The following is an 18785-nucleotide window of genomic DNA, read 5'->3' as shown; positions in this document are numbered from 1 at the left end:
CCAGATCACGAGGATATAAAGAACGGGAAATGATAGGTGCAGCCCCCGTGGAGGGGCCGGTTTCAACTTGATTCGCCTGTGGAGGATCCCCCAATCTGTGTTCCATGACTACATCTGACTCTTCATCGGACAGGGATTCGGGGCGGCACACCGAGCAGCCGGATACCACTTCGCCGGACCATGGCCCGGCAGGCGGTGACCCCGTGCAGACCACGGCGACGGGGGAGCTGGCGGACCTCTTGGAAAGCCCCGATGAGATCGGTGAACACCTCACCGCGGATTCGGAGGACATTGTCCTCGAGGGTGAACGCGAGGACGCCCCGCTGCAGTGGGCGGTGATCGTTCCCGCCATCGTCGTAGTTCTGTCGACGGTCATCTGGGGGCTCGCCCAACCGGACTCCTTTTCCACCTTCGCCAGCTCCGCCCTGAATTTCGTGGTGAGCAACCTCGGTTGGGCCTTCATTCTCTTCGGCACGGTGTTCGTATTCTTCGTGATCGTGATCGCGGCCAGCAGATTCGGATCGATCCGTCTTGGCAGATCCGATGAGGCTCCCGAGTTCCGGACGGTGTCGTGGATTGCGATGATGTTCGCGGCGGGAATGGGAATCGGGCTGATGTTCTACGGCACGGCCGAGCCGCTGACCTTCTACCGCGATGGCGTGCCCGGACACGCCGAACACGGGGTCGGCTCCGCGATGTCATCAACCCTGTTCCACTGGACCCTGCACCCCTGGGCGATCTACGCCATCGTCGGGCTGGCCATCGGCTACTCCACCTACAGACTCGGACGCAGGCAGCTGCTGAGCTCCGCGTTCATCCCGCTCATCGGTGAAAAGGGCGCGAACGGGTGGCCGGGCCGGGTGATCGACATCCTCGCGATCGTCGCCACCGTCTTCGGCACCGCGTGCTCGCTGGGTCTGGGTGCGCTGCAGATCGGTGCCGGGCTCAGCGCGGCCGGGATCATTGAAAGCCCCGGCCAGTGGACCGTCCTGGGTATCGTCCTGGTTCTCACCCTCGCCTTCATCCTCTCCGCGCTCTCCGGTGTGGGGAAGGGAATCCAGTACCTGTCCAACTTCAATATGATCCTCGCGGCGATTCTGGCGGTGTTCGTGTTCGTGGTCGGGCCCACCGTGTCCATCCTCAACCTCATTCCGGGTTCCATCGGGGCCTATCTTTCGAACTTCTTCGAGATGGCCGGACGCACGGCGATGAGCGCGGATGGCACGGCGGGGGAGTGGCTGGGCGTCTGGACCATTTTCTACTGGTCCTGGTGGATCTCCTGGTCACCCTTCGTCGGGATGTTCCTGGCGCGTATCTCCCGGGGGCGCAGCATCCGCGAGTTCGTTGTCGGCGTGCTGCTCGTTCCCGCGGGAGTGTCCACCGTCTGGTTTGCCATCTTCGGCGGCACGGCCATCGTGATGGAACAGAGCGGCGAATCCATCTGGGGTAACGGCTCCACCGAGGAGCAACTGTTCGACCTCCTCCAGGCGCTGCCGGGCGGGCACGTCATGGCCATTGTCGCGATGGTCCTCCTCGGGATCTTCTTCGTCACCTCGGCGGACTCCGCCTCCACCGTGATGGGGTCGATGAGTCAGCGGGGACAGCTCGACGCGAACAAATGGGTCTCCGCAGCCTGGGGCGTGGCGACCGCGGCGATCGGACTGACACTGCTGATCTCGGGCGGCGACTCCGCACTGACGAATCTCCGCAATGTCACCATCGTCGCGGCAACGCCCTTCCTCTTCGTGATCATCGGCCTGATGTTCAGCATCGTCAAGGATCTCCGCAATGATGTGATCTACCTTGATTACCGGGAGCAGCAGAAATTCGCCGCCAGACTCGCGCGGGAACGCAGACTGCACTCCCAGCATCAGCATCGCCGGGACCAGGCGCGCCGCAGGCGCGAGCGCCAGGCGCAACGCGGCACACGGAAAAGCTAAGTAATACCTCGATACCGCCCGGCGGGCGACCATAAATTAAGGTGGTACGCATGACGAAGAACGTGCTCGTATCTGTTGCCTGGCCGTATGCCAACGGACCCCGCCATATTGGACATGTGGCGGGGTTCGGTGTGCCCTCGGACGTTTTCGCCCGTTTTCAGCGGATGCGTGGTAACAACGTGCTCATGATCTCCGGTACCGATGAGCACGGCACCCCGCTTCTCGTTCAGGCGGACAAGGAAGGGGTCACCGTCCAGGAGCTGGCGGACAAATACAACCGTCAGATCGTCGAGGACCTCACGGGCCTCGGATTGTCCTATGATCTGTTCACCCGGACGACCACCTCGAACCACTATGCGGTGGTCCAAGAGCTGTTCCGGGGTCTCTACGACAACGGCTACATGATCAAGGAATCGACCCTCGGCGCGATTTCCCCGTCAACCGGGCGCACGCTGCCGGACCGCTACATCGAGGGCACCTGCCCCATCTGTGGTGCTGAAGGGGCCCGCGGGGATCAGTGCGACAACTGCGGCAACCAGCTGGATCCCGCCGATCTGATCAACCCGGTATCAAAGATCAACGGTGAAACACCCATCTTTGTGGAGACCGAGCACTTTCTGCTGGATCTGCCCGCTCTCGCGGACGCACTGACCGAGTGGCTGAAGGGGCGCAGAGACTGGCGTCCCAATGTTCTGCGCTTCTCCCTGAATCTGCTCAATGATATCCGACCCCGTGCCATGACCAGGGACATTGACTGGGGTATCCCGGTACCGGTTGAGGGATGGCAGGACAACAACGCCAAGAAGCTCTATGTCTGGTTCGACGCGGTGGTCGGTTATCTCTCCGCCTCCATCGAATGGGCCTTCCGCACCGGGGATCCGGAGGCGTGGCGCACCTGGTGGAATGATCCTGAATCAACCTCCTATTACTTCATGGGCAAGGACAACATCACCTTCCATTCGCAGATCTGGCCCGCCGAACTTCTCGGCTACGCGGGTAAGGGATCCCGCGGTGGGACCGTCGGCGAACTCGGGGAGCTGAACCTCCCGACAGAGGTTGTCTCATCCGAATTCCTGACCATGTCCGGATCGAAGTTCTCCTCGTCCAAGGGCGTTGTCATTTACGTCAAGGATTTCCTGAGGGACTTTGGACCGGATCCCCTCCGTTACTTCATCGCGGTGGCCGGGCCGGAGAACAACGACACCGATTTCACCTGGGATGAGTTCGTCCGGCGTGTGAACAACGAGCTCGCCAACGGCTGGGGCAACCTGGTCAACCGCACCGTGTCCATGGCACACAAGAACTTCGGTGCCGTCCCGGTACCGGCCGCGCTGACCGAAGCCGACCAGGCGATCCTGGATCTGGCATCCGGGACCTTCGACTCCATCGCGGAAAACCTGGAGCAGTCCAAATTCAAGGCGGGAATCACCGCGGCGATGCATGTCGTGGGGGAGGCGAACGCCTACATCGCGGAACAGGAACCGTGGAAGCTGGCCAAGGATGAAACGCAGCGGGAGCGCCTGGCCACCGTGCTGTGGACCGCGCTGCAGGTTGTCTCGGACTGCAACACCATGCTCACCCCCTACCTTCCGCACACCGCGCAGAAGGTGCACGAGACGCTCGGACGCGAGGGGATCTGGGCGGCCGAGCCCAGGATCGTTGAGGTGGTCAACGATTCACCTCGCCAGCCGATCGGTGTCGGGCTGCCCGATCCCGCGCACACATATCCGGTGATCATGGGCGATTACAAGACCCAGCAGGCGGTCTGGAGGCGCACCGAGGTCGTTCCGGGCACCGTCCTGAACAAGCCGGCACCGCTGATCACCAAGCTTGATCCCGAGCTGGGGGAGACCGGCCCGGAGTGGGCCCCGGTGCAGGGGTAGACTGCGGGGGTGCGTGTGTCCACCGCGTGGTGTTAGGTGGGGGCATGAGTGCAACGAGAGACCAGGCCAACCAACTCCTTGAATCCATTGCGGGCCCGGGGACCCGACTCAGGGATGATCAGTGGTCGGCCATTGATTCCCTGGTGAACCACCACCGGAGGATGCTGGTGGTGCAGCGGACGGGGTGGGGAAAATCAGCGGTGTATTTCATTGCCGCGAAGCTTCTCCGGAGCCGGGGCGCAGGTGCCACGGTGATCATCTCCCCGCTGTTGGCGCTGATGCGCAACCAGGTCGCCGCGGCGGACAGGGCCGGCATCCGCGCGGTCACCCTCAACAGTGCGAACATGACCGAATGGGACGAGATCCAGCGGCGCATCGTCGGGGACGGGGTGGATGTCCTGCTGATTTCCCCGGAGCGACTCAACAACCCCGACTTCCGGGACCAGGTCCTGCCGAGACTCGCGGCGCAGGCCGGAATGGTCGTTGTGGACGAGGCGCACTGTATCTCCGACTGGGGGCATGACTTCCGTCCGGACTACCGGAGGATCCGGGATCTGCTGGCGGGGCTGAATCCCGATGTCCCCGTGCTCGCCACCACGGCAACGGCCAATGACCGGGTGGTGGAGGATGTGCGCGGGCAGCTCGGGGAAAACACCGGTCTGCTCCGGGGGACGCTGGACCGTGAATCACTGTATCTGTCGGTGCTCAACCTTCCCGATTCCACACGGCGTCCGGCGTGGATCGCCACCCATCTGGGAGAGTTAGAGGGCTCCGGCATCATCTACTGCCTGACCGTCGCGGCCGCCCATGATCTCGCCGATGCACTGAACTCAATGGGGTGGAACGTCGCCGCCTACACCGGTCGCACCGAGTCCTCGGAACGGGAGGGACTGGAGCTGGCGCTGCTCAACAATGACGTCAAGGCACTGATCGCCACCTCCGCGCTGGGGATGGGATTTGATAAACCGGACCTCGGGTTCGTGATCCATCTGGGCGCACCGAGCTCGCCGGTGTCCTATTACCAGCAGATCGGGCGCGCGGGTCGCGGGACTGAGCGCGCCGAGGTGATCCTGCTCCCCGGAGCGGAGGACCGGGAGATCTGGGAGTACTTCGCCTCGGTGTCATTTCCGCCCGAGGACACCGTGCGCGAACTCCTGGGGGTACTGGGGGAGCAGCCGCAGTCCACCGTGAGGCTCGAGTCACAGGTTGATCTCTCCCGGTCCAGGCTCGAGCAGGTGCTCAAGGTGCTCGATGTTGATGGCGCGGTGCGCCGCGTGCGCGGTGGCTGGGTCTCCACCGGAGCCGAATGGGTCTATGACGCCCAGCGCTACCTCAAGCTGGAACAGGCCCGCAGGCGGGAGCAGCAGACCATGGTGGAATATGAACACACCACGCAGTGCCGGATGCTCTTCCTGCGGACCCAGCTTGACGACGCCACCGCGGCCATCCCCTGCGGCCGCTGTGACAACTGCACCGGGGTCGGATGGTCACCGGAGATCGACACGGAGCTCGGTGCAGATATCGGACGACGAATGGACGCCCCCGGCGTGGTCATTGAACCCAGGAAGCAGTGGCCCACGGGGATCTCGGTGAAGGGGAAGATCAAGGGCCTCCGGCAGGGCCGGGTGCTGGGCCGCCTCAATGATGTCGGACGGGGCCCGGCGCTGCGGGAACTGCTGGAAAGCAGGGAGTTCCCGGAGGATCCCTGGCTGAACAGGATCATTGCAGTCCTCGCCGATTGGGACTGGACGGTACGGCCGACCAATGTGGTGGCCCTCGGCCACACCGACCCGGCAGCCCAGGCGATGATCGTCCGGATCGCTGGGAAGATCGCTGAACTCGGCAGAATGCACTACGCAGGTGTGCTCCCGGTCCGGCCCTCCGCCACCGAGATCACCGCGCACAACTCCGCCTACCGTGTCAGTGCCCTCCTCAATCACTGGGACTGGTCGCGGGGACCCGCGGTAATCGACGGGCCCGTTCTCCTGGTCACCGATGTCATCGATACCTCCTGGACCGTAACCGTTGCCGCCAGTGGCATTGCGGAGCGCGGCGGTAGCGAGGTTCTGCCCTTTGCCCTGGCGTCCCGGGGCTAGGTTTCACGGATCATGGCGATGGGCCGGACCGGAAAGCTCACTCCGCCCACCGGCACGGGAAAGGCGCAGACGATGTGGGCACCGACAGCTGGCACCTGTCCGAGATTCGTCATGTTCTCCACCTGCCAGTGATCATGGTCGAGCCACCAGTGCTGGGCCTCGAGGCCGGGATCGGTGTCGGGGAGATCATGTCCGATGGCGGTCACCGATCGGGAGTCAAGCAGCTCCAGCGCGGGGATGCTCCATCCCGGTGCCGTCCCCGCCGCACCCCATGTCCATCCGGTGTGCAGGGCGACGAAACTTCTCGGCGGGATCCTGCCGTGAACGCCCTCGTGGTGGCGCAGGTCCTCGGCACCGATGAGTCCGGCCCCGGGGAAGGACACCACCACTAGGGGGAGCAACAGGTCGGATGGGTCGATCCCCTCCAGGGTTCGTCCGCCGTCCACGAAATGCGCGGGCGCGTCGACATGCGTTCCCCAGGCGCCGACGAAGCAGTAGCGGTGCATGAGGAAGCCGTCCTCGCGGATCGTGGACACAGTGTCATTCCTCTGGTCGGGATCACCTGGAAAATGGGGCTGACCTGGGTGGAAGTGGTGTGAGAGGTCAATGATTCTCATGCGGCTAGACTATAGGACCTATGTCGAAGAAGAAGCCCCGTCCCATTCCGGTTCCAGCCGCAACCATCCCGGGTCTCATTGACGCGCACACCCATCTGGCGTCCTGCGCCGGAGAGCCCGCGGCGCTGGTGGCCAGGGCGGTGGCGGCGGGCGTCGACAAGCTGTGCACCGTCGGTGACGGGCTGGCCGAGGCCAGAATGGCACTTGAATCCGCCCGTGAACTCGAGGGCGTCTTCGCGGCCTGCGCGATCCACCCCACCCGCGCAGGGCAACTGGATGCGGCGGCGCGTGCCGAGCTCACCGGCATGGTCGCGGATCCGGCCTGTGTCGCGGTGGGGGAGACCGGGCTGGATACCTACTGGATCACCCATGATCCGGAGGGAACCGCCGATCTGGAGACCCAGGAGGAGGCGCTGCGCTGGCACATCGATCTGGCCGTCTCCGCGGGCAAGGCCCTGATGATCCACAACCGGGAGGCGGACGCGGAGCTGCTGCGCGTGCTGGCTGATTCGCCGACGCCGGTGCACACCATCCTGCACTGCTTCTCCTCGCCACTTGACGTTGCACGTGAGGCGACCGATCGCGGGTACACCCTCAGTTTCGCGGGCAACGTGACCTTCAGGCGTAATGAGGAGCTGCGCGAGGCTGCGCGACTTGTCCCCGCCGAGCAGATTCTCATCGAAACCGATGCACCGTACATGACGCCGGAGCCGTTCCGGGGTTCCCGGAACGAACCCAGCCTGATCGGCCACACTGCGTTGTGCATTGCACAGGTGCGCGGTGTGGATGTGGAGGAGCTCGCGGGGGTCCTGTCGAGGAACTTTGACCGCGTTTACGGACTATGAGCACCAAAAGGTGATGTAGCTCACGCGGGAACCGTTTTCCATGCTCAGCAGCTCCGAGAGGGAATAATGTTGCGGAAGTGTCTCACAGGACGGCCTCGCCCGCCTTTTTTCTCGACAACCGTGATCTGTTACCGTATCGTGACTTAATGTTCATCATCCCGAGAGCGAAGAAGTAAAGCAATCCATGGCGATCCATCAGAAATCCCGAATCAACCGCATCAACGGCACCCGTTCGGTGCCGCTGCGTTTGGCCACCGGAGGAATGCTCGCCACCCTGCTTATCGGCGGAGTGACTGCGGCAACCACCAAGAAGGACGTCATTCTTGACGTCAACGGCGAACAGATCCCCCTTTCCACCATGTCGGGCACCGTCGACGGTGTGCTCGCCCAGGCCGGAGTCGAGCTCGGAGACCAGGACTTCGTGTCCCCGTCCCCGGACTCCTCCATCGCCTCCAGGGACGTCATCACCGTCCGCACCGCAAAGCAGGTCGCGCTCGTGGTCGAGGGCCAGGAGAAGACCGTCACCACGACCGCGGTCGACGTCGAGGACCTCCTCGGTGAGCTCGACGACGTCAGCCCCTCCGATGTCATCGACCGTGACCGGACGGAGGCCATCCCCGAGAGTGGCCTCAAGCTCAGTGTGACAAAGCCGAAGATCATCTCGATCAATGACGGTGGCAAGGTCACCTACACATCGATCGCCGCGAAGACCGTCGGTGATGTGCTCGATCAGCGCGGCATCAAGCTCGACGCCGATGACCGGCTCAATCTCCCCGCCGATGCACCGATCGCGAACAACACCGGGATCACCATCGACAGGGTTGAAACCACCGAGCGCTCCGAGAGCGTCCCCGTCGAGGCTCCCGCCACCTACGTCGACGATCCGGAGTCGCCCGCCGGCGAGGAGGTCGTTGTCACCCAGGGCACGCCAGGTGCCAAGGATGTCACCCGTCGGATCACCACCGTTAACGGTGTCGAGACCGCCAGCGAGATCCTCAGGGAGGCCGAGGTTCAGCCGGCGACACCCTCGACGATCAAGCGCGGAACCAAGACCGTGAAGTCCGTCGCAGGCAACTCCGTCTGGGATTCCCTCGCACAGTGCGAGTCCGGCGGAAACTGGGCGATCGATACCGGAAACGGCTTCTCCGGAGGTCTGCAGTTCCATCCGCAGACCTGGCAGGCCTACGGTGGTGGCGCGTACTCCGCGACCGCGGGTGGTGCCAGCCGTGAGCAGCAGATCTCCATCGCTGAAAAGGTCCAGGCCGCCCAGGGCTGGGGAGCTTGGCCGGCGTGCACCGCCAGCCTCGGTATTCGCTGACCGGGACGTAAACCGATAGCGTGATTCCCGCACCCGCCGGGTAAGTTGGGATGCTATGGAACAACCCCGCGCCGCACAGCTGCTTGGGCCCGTGGAGATCCGGGCCCTGGCGGACAAGCTCGATGTCACGCCCACCAAGAAGCTCGGCCAGAACTTCGTTCATGATCCCAACACTGTGCGCCGCATCGTCGGTGCCGCCGGGCTGACCCCCAACGATCATGTGGTGGAGGTCGGACCGGGGCTGGGGTCGCTGACCCTGGAGCTCGCCGGGGCCGCGGGGTCGGTGACCGCGGTGGAAATCGATCCCAGGCTGGCTGCTGAGCTGCCCCACACCTTCTCCTGGCGCGCCCCCGAGCTCGCGGACCGGCTCACGGTGATCCAGAAGGACGCGCTAAAGGTCACCCGTGACGATTTCACCATGCAGCCGAGCGCACTCGTGGCCAATCTGCCCTACAACGTTTCAGTGCCCGTCCTCCTGCACATGCTCGCCGAATTCCCCACCATCAGAACCGTTCTGGTCATGGTCCAGGCAGAGGTCGCCGATCGACTCGCCGCGGATCCCGGATCCAAGGTCTACGGCGTACCGAGCGTGAAGGCGTCCTTCTACGGAGAGGTTACGCGGGCCGGTTCAATCGGCAAGCATGTGTTCTGGCCCGCACCGAAGATCGAATCGGGCCTGGTGAAGATCATCCGTACCGACACCCCCTGGCCCCAGGACGATTCCACCCGTTCCAGGGTGTGGCCGATCATCGATGCCGCCTTCCTGCAGCGCCGCAAGACCCTGCGGGCCGCACTTTCTGGATTCTACGGTTCCGGCCCCGCCTCCGAGGAGGCGCTGAGGGCCGCCGGCATCAACCCGGGCGAGCGCGGGGAGAAACTCGACGTCGGTTCCTTCGTCCGGCTGGCGGGAGTGGAGCTTCAATGATCGTCACCGCACGGGCGTGGAGCAAGATCAACCTGCACCTGGGGGTCGGCGCCGCACGCGGGGACGGCTTCCACGAGCTGCTCACCGTGTTCCAGACCCTGGATCTCCACGACGAGGTCACCCTGCGCATCGACCCTTCGCGGCCGGCGGGTGCGGGCTCCGTTGTTCGTTCGCTCACCTCGAGTGGTGCATCCGGGGTACCTGCGGATGAGAGCAACCTCGCGTGGCGGGCGGTGGACGCGCTGGTAGGGCACTGGCGAGCCGCCCACCCAGGGGAACCGCTGGCAACGGTGGACATCCACATCCGCAAGGGCATCCCCGTGGCCGGCGGCATGGCCGGTGGCTCCGCCGACGCCGCGGCGGCACTTCGGGCCGTCGACTCCTGGCTCGGCCCCTTCGGGCAGGACACCCTGCTGGTCATCGCCTCCGGGCTCGGATCCGACGTGCCCTTCACCCTGCTCGGCGGAACCATGCTGGGAACCGGGAGGGGTGAGAAACTGGTGGATGTGCTCTGCCGGGGGCGGTACCACTGGGCGATTGCTGTCTCCCCCAGGGGATTGTCCACACCGACAGTTTTCAACAAGCTCGATCAGATGCAGCGCGTCCCCTCTCTCGACATCGACGAACTTGTCAGGGCGCTGCTCAGTGGCGATCCGCATGAGCTGGCCCCCCACCTGCGCAATGATCTCCAGGCTGCGGCGCTGAGCCTGCGGCCCGACCTCCGCGGCACGCTGGCCGCGGGGACCAGGGCAGGGGCACTGGCCGGAATCGTCTCGGGCTCCGGTCCCACCGTGGCGTTCTTGTGCGCGGACGCACGGCACGCCGAGGACGTCGCCGAGGAGATCCGCGACGCGGTCTCCATCGTCGTGCACACCGCCAGCGGGCCGGTACCCCCACCGCACAGGGGCGCACATATCATTTCCACAGAATCGGAGTAGAAGTAGACACAATGGCCAATCTGATCAACCTGGAGAATGTCTCAAAGACCTGGGGGCTGAAGACGCTGCTCGACGGCGTCTCCCTCGGAGTTCAAACCGGTGACCGCATCGGTGTGGTGGGCCTCAACGGTGGCGGGAAGACCACCCTGCTCGAGGTGCTGTCGGGGATCGAACCTCCGGATTCCGGCCGTGTCTCGCATGTCTCGGATCTGCGGATGGCGGTGGTCACCCAGCGGGCCGAACTCAATGACAGCGATACGGTCGCCGATGTGGTCCTCGCACCGCTCGGGCTGGAGGTCTTCGAATGGGCGTCCAACGCGAAGGTCCGCGAGGTGCTGGGCGGACTCGGCATCGTGGACCTGGGACTGGACACCGCCGTGGGCCAGCTGTCCGGTGGCGAGCGGCGTCGGGTCAACCTCGCCGCGGCGCTCGTGAGGGACCTTGACCTGGTGATCCTCGATGAGCCCACAAACCATCTCGATGTCGAGGGTGTGCAGTGGCTGGCCAGCTATCTGCTTAACCGCAGGATCGCGATCGTGGTGGTCACACACGACCGTTGGTTCCTGGACACCGTCGCCACCACCACCTGGGAGGTGCACGACGGGGTGGTCGATTCCTATGAGGGTGGCTACAACGACTGGACCTTCGCCCGCGCCGAGCGCGCCAGGCAGGCGGATGCCATCGAGCAGCGCCGCGCCAACCTCGCCAGGAAGGAACTGGCGTGGCTGCGCAGGGGCGCCCCGGCGCGAACCTCCAAGCCCCGCTACCGGATCGAGGCCGCGGAGGCACTGATCTCCAACGTGCCCGAGCCGCGTGACAAGGTCGAACTGATGGCCTTTTCCAAGTCGCGTCAGGGCCGGGTGGTCATCGAACTCGAGGACGCGACCATCGCCACCCCGGACCGGCGGATCCTCGTTGAGGATCTGACCTGGCGGCTGGGACCGGGTGAGCGTATAGGCCTGGTCGGGGTCAACGGATCGGGGAAGACGACCCTGCTGCGGACCCTCGCCGGTGAGTATCCACTGGTCGCCGGAAAACGCATCCAGGGACAGACGGTGAAGCTGGGATGGTTGCGCCAGGAACTCGATGATCTGGATCCCTCGCGCAGGTTGATTGACTGCGTGGAGGATGTCGCCTCCTACGTCCATGTGGGAAAACGGGAGATGTCGGCCTCCCAGCTGGCAGAAAGGCTGGGTTTCTCGCCGAAGAGGCAGCGGACCCCGGTGGGGGACCTCTCCGGCGGTGAGAGGCGTCGACTGCAGCTGACACGCGTGCTGATGGCCGAGCCCAATGTCCTGCTGCTCGACGAGCCCACCAACGATCTCGACATCGACACCCTTCAGGAACTGGAGTCCCTGTTGGACAGCTGGCCGGGAACGCTCGTGGTGATCTCCCACGACCGCTATCTGATCGAGCGCGTCACCGATTCCACCTGGGCGCTGTTCGGTGACGGCAGGCTGACCAACCTGCCCGGCGGCATCGAGGAGTATCTCAGGCGGCGCGAGTCCCTGGCCGAGGCGGAGAACGCCGGTGTGCTCGATCTCGGCGAACGGTCCCAACGGCCGAAGCACAGCGGGGTCTCCGCGCAGGAGCAGCATCGCATCACCAGGGAGATGAATGCCCTGGAGCGGAAGATGGGCAAGCTCGACGCGAAGATGGAGAAGTTGAACACACAGCTCGCCGACGCCGCCGAAGCCATGGACACCGACCGGTTGAGCTCGCTCGACGCCGATCTCCGCGCCGTGCGCGAGGAGCACGCGGAACTGGAGACGGCTTGGCTTGAACTGGGCGAACTCAGTGAAAGCTGACCGGGACGCGCAGCGTGCGCACCGTGGCGTCGCCGAATTCAACCGGCAGCCGGCGGATGTGCTGCTGATCGGTTCCCAGGTTGTCTACGGTGCGGTTGGGATAACCGGTGCACTGCCGATCTACCACGACGCGGGCATGCGCGTTCTGGCACTTCCGACGGTGATCCTCAGCTCCATGCCGCACTACGCCAACTCGCACCGTTCGGTCCAACCCGCGCAGTGGATCGGCCAGACCATGGACGATCTGCTCGAACTCGGCCTGATCGATGAGATCTCGACGGTGGTCACCGGCTACTTCGCCTCGCCGGAGCAGATCGAGGTCGTGGCCGACCGGTTGCGCGGGATCCGGACCACCCATCCGCACCTGCGGTTCGTCGTCGATCCCACGGTCGGGGACTCCGACGTCGGTGTCTACACCGCACCCGGGATCGCTGAGGCGCTGGCCGCGCACCTGATTCCGCAGGCCACCGGCCTGACCCCGAACGTCTTCGAATTTGATCACTTCACCGGCGAGGGTGACCCGGTGACCCGGGCCCGAGGTCTGCTCGGCCCGCGGGGCCGGTGGGTGGTGGTCACCAGCGCCTCGCACGACGAGGACACGGTGAGCAACCTGATCGTCACCCGCACCGCCGTCCACGAGGTCTCCGCGCCGCACATCGATTCCGGCGCCAAGGGCACCGGGGACGTGTTCACCGCGGCACTGGTGGCGGGTCTGCACCGTGGCATGGAGCTTGTCGACGCCGCGGCCGCCGCTGCGGCCGCCGTCAGTGGCGGTCTGGGCGTCGACAAGCACGGCTGAACGCCTAGGATTAGGCGGTGAACAGGAAGCCGCGGGAGGAGGAGTATCGGTGAACGTGGTCATGCGGTCCTTCGAAAGGCTCGCCCCGGATCCCTGCGGACTCGTGCTCGGGGCACTGATGTACTCCCTGGCGCTGACGCCCTCCCTGCTGCCGCGCACCTGGTTGTGGCAGGCGGTGGCCTGCGGGCTTTCCGCAGCGACCGGTTACGGGCTCGGGGTGTTCCTGCACTACCTGTGGAAACGCTTGGATCTGGGTACGCAGTTCAGGATCGGTGCGCGTGCGCGCAGGATCATCAATGTGGTGATCATGGTGCTCACGATCGCCTGGCTGATTGTCTCGAATCTCTTCGCCCTGCGCTGGCAGCAGGAGGTCGCCCAACTCACCGGGGCGCAGTCCTACACGGTGCTGGAGTTCCTCAGGGTGGCTCCGCTCGCGCTGCTGCTGTGGATGCTGCTCGTCGCCCTGGCACGCGGGATAGCGGCGGCGGCGGACTGGATTCTGCGGCGTACCCCGGAGAAATGGGACGGCAGAATCCGCTACGGCGTGGCGTGGGTGAGCATCTCGGTGGTGGGTCTGTTCATTGTGGACAGTGTGATTCCCGGGACGATCGTGGGTATCGGTGAGCGGGTGTTCTCCGTCCGAAACACCGAGATCCGCGCTGATCTGCACCGCCCCACGGATCCGGGCCGTTCGGGCAGTCCCGCCTCCCTCAACGACTGGGAGGGGCTGGGTGCCTATGGAACGAGGTTTGTCGGGCTCGGATTGGATGCGGCCGGGCTCGAGGAGATCACCGGCCGCCCCGCCAGGGAGCCGATCCGGGTGTACGCCGGACTGCAACACGGAAAAACCGATGCCGAACGCGCCGAACGGGTGGTTGCGGAGCTGGAGCGAACCGGTGCGCGTGACCGTGAGGTGCTCGTGGTCGCGGCGACAACCGGTACCGGCTGGGTCAACCCCACCTTCGCGCAGTCGGTGGAGCTGCTCTTCGACGGCGACACCGCGATCGCCGCGGCCCAGTACTCCTACCTCCCCTCGGCGCTGCAGTTCATCTCCTCGCACGAGGAGATCGAGGAGGCCGGTCGCGCTCTGATCACCACCGTCGTTGCCTGGTGGAAGGACCTGCCGGAGAATGACCGTCCCCGCATCTACCTCTACGGCGAATCCCTGGGGACGACGGCGGGGGAGGGGGCCTTCGCCGGCACGCGCGATATCGCCTCCTCCGTGGACGGTGCCCTGTGGGTCGGGCCGGTGAACTCGAACCGGATCTGGCGCGAGCTCGTCGGGGACAGGGATCCCGGATCACCGGAGATCCAGCCGGTCTACGGCGGCGGTGAGGTGGTGCGTTTCGTGCAGAACTCCGAGGAGATTGAATCCATGGACACCTCCGGGTGGGGGCCGAGGCGAATCCTCTATGTGCAGCATCCAACCGATCCGGTGGTCTGGTGGTCACCGTCACTGATGTTCCGGGAGCCGGACTGGTTGCAGGAGGATCCGGGATTCGACCGCTCACCGAGCATGTTCTGGATGCCCGCAATCACCTTCTTCCAGATCAGCGTCGATCTGCCCAATGCCGCGAACGTGCCCAACGGGCACGGCCACAACTACGGACAGGCGGTCATGGACGGGTTCGCCGCTATCACCGGGGACCCGCGTTTCGACGCCGGTTTCCTGCACCGAGCGGGCGTGGAACTGGACCTTGCGATGCGCGGGCAGGGCCCGGAGAAGGAGATCGGGGTGTCCGCGACCGAGGGGGACGGCTGAGATTCCGGATGCCAGGGGGTGGTCACGCGGGCAATCCATTGCTATAGTCTTATCTGTCGTTCGAAAGGCAATTTTGCGCGACGGCCCCTCCATCAGATCAAGCCCCGTTTCGGGGCGGTGGAGGGGCACCTCTCTTTCGGCCGGCGGCTGCGGGATCCGGTCGTCGTTCGCGTATGGTGGGGGCCATGATTTTGATCAATGTCCGGTTCCGCCCGCGTCCCGAGTATGTGGAGTCCTTCCGTGGACGGGTCGCGGAATTCACCGATAAGACCCGCGCCGAGGACGGCAACATCTTCTTTGACTGGTCCGTCAATACCGATGACCCCGGGGAGTTCATCCTCATCGAGGCCTTCAGGGATGATGCGGCACAGGCACATGTGGACAGTGAGCACTTCAGGGCGGCCTGCGAGCTGTTCCCGGAGATCCTCCTTGAAACCCCGAAGATCATCAACACCTCGATCGAGGGCAGGACCGGTTGGGATGAGATGGCGGAATTCGCCGTGGAGTAGCGCCACGGGTGTTGTGATTCCCGCCACTGGCATCACAGTTTGCGATCTGGAACATATTTTTCTGAATCAAAGTAAACTGGACCCCATGATCACCGTCAATATTCGATTCCTGCCCAAGGCCAAGTACGTGGACAATTTCCGTCAGACGGTCAACCGTTTCACGGAGGAGGCGCTCGCCGAGGAGGGGTGCCTCTTCTTCGACTGGTTCCGCAGCACCGATAACCCATCCGAATACCTGCTGCTCGCCGCCTTTACCGAGGACGGCGCCCGGGTCCACAGGAAGAGCCCGCATTTCATCCGCGCCATGGAGTCCCTCCCACCGATGCTCCAGCAGACACCGCAGGTCATCCAATCCTCCGCCCCCGGCAAGAAGGACTGGGACAGACTCCATGAGTTCCAGGTCTACTGAGCGCTGATCCGGGGTCACGGGTACGGGGTTAACATTCCATTAACCCTTGCCGGTAGAATTTGACCATGTCAAAAAAGCAGCGGGACAGTGATCAGCAGCAGTTTCCAAAGAATCCACCCAAGCTGGACAAGGCCGCCTATGAAAAGGAACTCAAGCGGCTCCAGGCGGAACTGGTGGAGATGCAGCAGTGGGTCGTGGAGACCGGGGCCAGGGTCGTCGTGGTGATGGAGGGCCGCGACGCCGCCGGAAAGGGCTCGGCGATCAAGCGGATCACCGAGTACCTCAACCCCCGTACCGCCCGCATCGAGGCTCTCCCGACCCCCGGTCCGAGAGAGAAGGGGCAGTGGTACTTCCAGCGTTACGTGGAGAAACTGCCCAGCGCAGGTGAGATCGTCATCTTCGACCGGTCCTGGTACAACCGTGCCGGAGTTGAGCGCGTCATGGGTTTCTGCACCTCCCAGGAGTACCGCCGCTTCCTCCACCAGGCGCCCATCTTTGAACGACTGCTGGTCGAGGACGGCATCTACCTCCGCAAGTACTGGTTCTCCGTCTCCGATGATGAGCAGGTAGCCCGCTTCAGGAGTCGTCTCAGGGACCCGCTGCGCAGGTGGAAGCTGTCCCCGATGGATCTGCAGTCACTTACCCGCTGGGAGGACTACTCGAGGGCGAAGGATGAGATGTTCATCCATACCGACATCCCCTCCGCACCCTGGTACACGGTGGAATCGGAGGACAAGAAGAGGTCGAGGATCAATGTGATGAGCCACCTGCTCTCCACGATCCCCTACGAGAAGATCGACCGGCCGTTGCCGGAGATTCCCGAACGCCCCGAACCTCACACGGACTACCACCGCCCGCCGCGCGACGAGTTCCGCTACGTCCCGGACGTGGCCTCGCACCTTGAGGCCGACCGGGTCGAGGAGAAGAAGGAAAAGAAGAAGGCGAAGAAGGACTCCAAGAAGAAGTAACGAAGGCCGGTGGCTCAGTTTCCGTCCCTCAGGAGGTCGCGCAGGACGACGACAACGCCGTCGTCCACGTTCGATGGCGCGAGCCTGTCGGCTGCGGCGATGATATCGGGATGCGCATTGGCCATGGCGTAGGAGGTTCCGGCCTCCCGGAGGAGCTCCAGATCGTTGAGGTAGTCACCGAAGGCGAGGACCTCGGACTTCTCGATGCCCATGGCCGAGCGCAGCATCTGTAGCGCGTGCCCCTTGTTCGCCCCCGAGTCCATGATGTCGACCCAGTGCTCGCCCGAGACCACCACCTTCTCCTCCGGGGCAGCGGCGCGCAGCACCGGCGCCGCGGCGGTTTCGGCGTCGTCGAAGGTGAACACCGCGACCTTGACCACCTGCTCCGAGACGACGGCATGCAGGTCCTCCACCTCGGAGAGAGCGACGTAGTATTTGCTGCCCTCCGCACGGAAGGCCTCGTCATTACGTTCGACATAGGCGTGTTCCGGATGGCAGATCACCACACCCATGTCCACCTCGGATTCGCGGGCGGCGTCGATCACCCTGTGCACCGCCTGTTCATCGAGGCGGGTCAGGGAGATGATCTCGCCGTCGTGGACCACCACGGTTCCGTTCTCGGCGATGAAGGAGATGGGCTGCCCGGCGCGTTTGAACTGGGTGCGCAGAGTGGCGAGCTGGCGGCCGCTGGCCGGGGCGAACTCCACCCCCGCCGCCCGGAGTTCGTCCAGAACACCCCAGAACTCCCCGGGAACCTCTCCCCGGGCATTCAACAGCGTGCCATCCATGTCCGTTGCCACCAGGCGGTAGTCCATCTGGTTCCATATCCTTCCGGTTGTGTCCTTTTTCAGCCATTGTTTCACACTTTCCCGATACAACTCCCTGCGCCCGCTTCCTGTGATGTGTCACACTTGTTGACATGGTCCTAAAAGCTGACAACAGTGAAAAAACAGTCAACGCCTCCGTGCACAACAGCACGGGAATAATAGAACTCAACCGCCCCAGGGCGCTGAACTCACTCAACCAGGAAATGATCGAACTGATCCATGGGGCGCTGGCGGCGTTCCGGGATGAGGATTCCGTTGAACAGGTGCTGATCTGCTCGACCTCGGAGAAGGCGTTCTGCGCCGGCGGGGATGTGCGGGCGGTGCGGGAGGCTGTCCTCGAGGGGAATCTCGCAGCGGGGGACCGCTATTTTGTCGAGGAGTTCAACGTCAATGATGAGCTCGGCAACTTCCCCAAACCGGTCATTTCCGTCATTGACGGTGTGGTCATGGGGGGAGGTCTCGGAGTGTCCATGCACGGCTCCCACCGTGTGATCACGGAGAAGGCCTTCGCCTCGATGCCCGAGATGGCGATCGGCTACGTCCCAGACGTCGGGTTCACCTACTTCAGCCAGCGGGTCACCACCCCCGCGATCGCGACATTCCTCGGTGTCACCGGCTGGAGGATGAGCCCCGCTGACATGCTCTGGGCGGGTGTGGCCACCGAGTTCATCCACTCCCGGGACGTCGGGGCGTTTATTGAGACGCTCATCGACGATTCGCTGGCCACCGCACTGGCCACCTACGCCACCTCACCGGCGGAACCGAGCCGGCTGGCCAGCTACGCCGAGCAGATCAACTCCACCTTCGGTGCCGGGAGCTGGAAGCTTATCGACGCCGCCCTCGACGCGTACGGGGACCGTGAGTTCGTTGCGGAGGTGCGCGGACTAATGAAGAACGCCGCACCGGAATCCGTGGTGGCGGCCACCATCCTGTTTGCCGCGAACCGGGATGCCGACAGTCTGCGGGCGGCACTGAACAATGAGCTGGCGGTGTCCCTGCACCTGATTCGCCGCCCCGACTTCCTCGAGGGAGTGCGCGCGGTTCTTGTGGACAAGGACCGGAATGCGGTGTTCCATCCCGCCACATTCGGGGAGGTGGATGAGCAGACCTACCGGAATCTCCTCAGCCTTTGATAGCGTGA

16 protein-coding genes are annotated in these 18785 nt (G+C 64.3%); 14 read left to right on the top strand and 2 right to left on the bottom strand.

Features of this window, described 5'->3' with window-relative positions:
* Positions 1-104: 104 nt before the first annotated feature.
* Genes B7E02_RS10640 through B7E02_RS10630 form a run of 3 tightly spaced genes read left to right on the top strand, consistent with a single transcriptional unit; the run spans position 105 to position 5919 of the window.
* Positions 105-1940 carry a BCCT family transporter gene (locus B7E02_RS10640; protein ID WP_080795926.1) on the top strand — a complete coding sequence of 612 codons (1836 nt, stop codon included), beginning with the start codon at positions 105-107 and terminating at the stop codon, positions 1938-1940.
* A gap of 50 nt (positions 1941-1990) precedes the next feature.
* Positions 1991-3823 carry a methionine--tRNA ligase gene (gene metG / locus B7E02_RS10635; RefSeq protein ID WP_080795924.1) on the top strand — a complete coding sequence of 611 codons (1833 nt, stop codon included), beginning with the start codon at positions 1991-1993 and terminating at the stop codon, positions 3821-3823.
* 44 nt (positions 3824-3867) lie between these two features.
* Entirely contained in the window at positions 3868-5919 is a 2052-nt protein-coding gene (locus B7E02_RS10630; RefSeq protein ID WP_080795922.1) for a RecQ family ATP-dependent DNA helicase, read from the top strand.
* Here the strand turns inward: B7E02_RS10630 and B7E02_RS10625 are convergent.
* Complete coding sequence (locus B7E02_RS10625; protein WP_080795920.1) at positions 5916-6536, bottom strand: cyclase family protein; 621 nt, start codon at positions 6534-6536, stop codon at positions 5916-5918. The two genes, B7E02_RS10630 and B7E02_RS10625, sit on opposite strands and share 4 nt — an antisense overlap.
* Positions 6537-6556: 20 nt before the next feature.
* On the opposite strand from B7E02_RS10625, the gene B7E02_RS10620 reads away from it, so the two are divergent.
* The 10 genes from B7E02_RS10620 (at position 6557) to ppk2 (ending at position 16817) form a co-directional block, all read left to right on the top strand.
* Positions 6557-7381, top strand: a complete 825-nt coding sequence (locus B7E02_RS10620; RefSeq protein ID WP_080795919.1) for a TatD family hydrolase — start codon at positions 6557-6559, stop codon at positions 7379-7381.
* Positions 7382-7565: 184 nt separating this feature from the next.
* Entirely contained in the window at positions 7566-8699 is a 1134-nt protein-coding gene (locus B7E02_RS10615) for a resuscitation-promoting factor (RefSeq protein ID WP_080795918.1), read from the top strand.
* A 55-nt stretch (positions 8700-8754) separates the two neighbouring features.
* Entirely contained in the window at positions 8755-9624 is an 870-nt protein-coding gene (rsmA, locus tag B7E02_RS10610; protein WP_080795916.1) for a 16S rRNA (adenine(1518)-N(6)/adenine(1519)-N(6))-dimethyltransferase RsmA, read from the top strand.
* Positions 9621-10562 carry a 4-(cytidine 5'-diphospho)-2-C-methyl-D-erythritol kinase gene (locus tag B7E02_RS10605; RefSeq protein ID WP_080795913.1) on the top strand — a complete coding sequence of 314 codons (942 nt, stop codon included), beginning with the start codon at positions 9621-9623 and terminating at the stop codon, positions 10560-10562. Before rsmA ends, B7E02_RS10605 begins: the two co-directional genes overlap by 4 nt.
* 11 nt (positions 10563-10573) lie before the next feature.
* Complete coding sequence (locus tag B7E02_RS10600) at positions 10574-12370, top strand: ABC-F family ATP-binding cassette domain-containing protein (protein WP_080795912.1); 1797 nt, start codon at positions 10574-10576, stop codon at positions 12368-12370.
* Complete coding sequence (locus B7E02_RS10595) at positions 12360-13169, top strand: PfkB family carbohydrate kinase (RefSeq protein ID WP_080795909.1); 810 nt, start codon at positions 12360-12362, stop codon at positions 13167-13169. Before B7E02_RS10600 ends, B7E02_RS10595 begins: the two co-directional genes overlap by 11 nt.
* Before the next feature lie 49 nt (positions 13170-13218).
* Positions 13219-14931: an alpha/beta hydrolase gene (locus B7E02_RS10590; protein ID WP_245802252.1), complete on the top strand. Its 1713-nt coding sequence runs from the start codon at positions 13219-13221 to the stop codon at positions 14929-14931.
* A 185-nt stretch (positions 14932-15116) separates the two neighbouring features.
* On the top strand, positions 15117-15440 hold the full coding sequence (locus B7E02_RS10585) for a putative quinol monooxygenase (protein ID WP_080795907.1): 324 nt from the start codon (positions 15117-15119) through the stop codon (positions 15438-15440).
* A gap of 85 nt (positions 15441-15525) precedes the next feature.
* Positions 15526-15849 (top strand): putative quinol monooxygenase, encoded by a 324-nt coding sequence (locus B7E02_RS10580; protein ID WP_080795906.1) that lies wholly within the window; start codon positions 15526-15528, stop codon positions 15847-15849.
* 65 nt (positions 15850-15914) lie between these two features.
* A complete protein-coding gene (ppk2, locus tag B7E02_RS10575) occupies positions 15915-16817 on the top strand; it encodes a polyphosphate kinase 2 (RefSeq protein WP_080795903.1) in 903 nt (300 codons plus the stop codon).
* A gap of 14 nt (positions 16818-16831) precedes the next feature.
* Here the strand turns inward: ppk2 and B7E02_RS10570 are convergent, their stop codons facing one another.
* Complete coding sequence (locus tag B7E02_RS10570) at positions 16832-17632, bottom strand: HAD family hydrolase (RefSeq protein WP_080795901.1); 801 nt, start codon at positions 17630-17632, stop codon at positions 16832-16834.
* Positions 17633-17736: 104 nt separating this feature from the next.
* Here B7E02_RS10570 and B7E02_RS10565 point away from each other — a divergent pair, with 104 nt between their 5' ends.
* Complete coding sequence (locus tag B7E02_RS10565; RefSeq protein ID WP_080795899.1) at positions 17737-18777, top strand: 3-hydroxyisobutyryl-CoA hydrolase; 1041 nt, start codon at positions 17737-17739, stop codon at positions 18775-18777.
* The last annotated feature ends 8 nt before the right edge of the window (positions 18778-18785 follow it).

The sequence above is a fragment of the Corynebacterium pacaense genome (genome assembly GCF_900169525.1).
Lineage (GTDB): Bacteria > Actinomycetota > Actinomycetes > Mycobacteriales > Mycobacteriaceae > Corynebacterium > Corynebacterium pacaense.
Note: the sequence above shows the minus strand (reverse complement) of the source record. Positions and strands in the feature narration are given on the sequence as shown.

What these genes read in the sequence shown, in the direction of transcription:
- B7E02_RS10630 (WP_080795922.1), top strand. Translation starts at nt 3,868, where the DNA reads ATGAGTGCAACGAGAGACCAGGCCAACCAACTCCTTGAATCCATTGCG.
- B7E02_RS10625 (WP_080795920.1), bottom strand. Translation starts at nt 6,536, where the DNA reads ATGAGAATCATTGACCTCTCACACCACTTCCACCCAGGTCAGCCCCAT.
- B7E02_RS10580 (WP_080795906.1), top strand. Translation starts at nt 15,526, where the DNA reads ATGATCACCGTCAATATTCGATTCCTGCCCAAGGCCAAGTACGTGGAC.
- rsmA (WP_080795916.1), top strand. Translation starts at nt 8,755, where the DNA reads ATGGAACAACCCCGCGCCGCACAGCTGCTTGGGCCCGTGGAGATCCGG.
- B7E02_RS10600 (WP_080795912.1), top strand. Translation starts at nt 10,574, where the DNA reads ATGGCCAATCTGATCAACCTGGAGAATGTCTCAAAGACCTGGGGGCTG.
- ppk2 (WP_080795903.1), top strand. Translation starts at nt 15,915, where the DNA reads ATGTCAAAAAAGCAGCGGGACAGTGATCAGCAGCAGTTTCCAAAGAAT.
- metG (WP_080795924.1), top strand. Translation starts at nt 1,991, where the DNA reads ATGACGAAGAACGTGCTCGTATCTGTTGCCTGGCCGTATGCCAACGGA.
- B7E02_RS10615 (WP_080795918.1), top strand. Translation starts at nt 7,566, where the DNA reads ATGGCGATCCATCAGAAATCCCGAATCAACCGCATCAACGGCACCCGT.
- B7E02_RS10585 (WP_080795907.1), top strand. Translation starts at nt 15,117, where the DNA reads ATGATTTTGATCAATGTCCGGTTCCGCCCGCGTCCCGAGTATGTGGAG.
- B7E02_RS10640 (WP_080795926.1), top strand. Translation starts at nt 105, where the DNA reads ATGACTACATCTGACTCTTCATCGGACAGGGATTCGGGGCGGCACACC.
- B7E02_RS10565 (WP_080795899.1), top strand. Translation starts at nt 17,737, where the DNA reads ATGGTCCTAAAAGCTGACAACAGTGAAAAAACAGTCAACGCCTCCGTG.
- B7E02_RS10570 (WP_080795901.1), bottom strand. Translation starts at nt 17,632, where the DNA reads ATGGACTACCGCCTGGTGGCAACGGACATGGATGGCACGCTGTTGAAT.
- B7E02_RS10620 (WP_080795919.1), top strand. Translation starts at nt 6,557, where the DNA reads ATGTCGAAGAAGAAGCCCCGTCCCATTCCGGTTCCAGCCGCAACCATC.
- B7E02_RS10605 (WP_080795913.1), top strand. Translation starts at nt 9,621, where the DNA reads ATGATCGTCACCGCACGGGCGTGGAGCAAGATCAACCTGCACCTGGGG.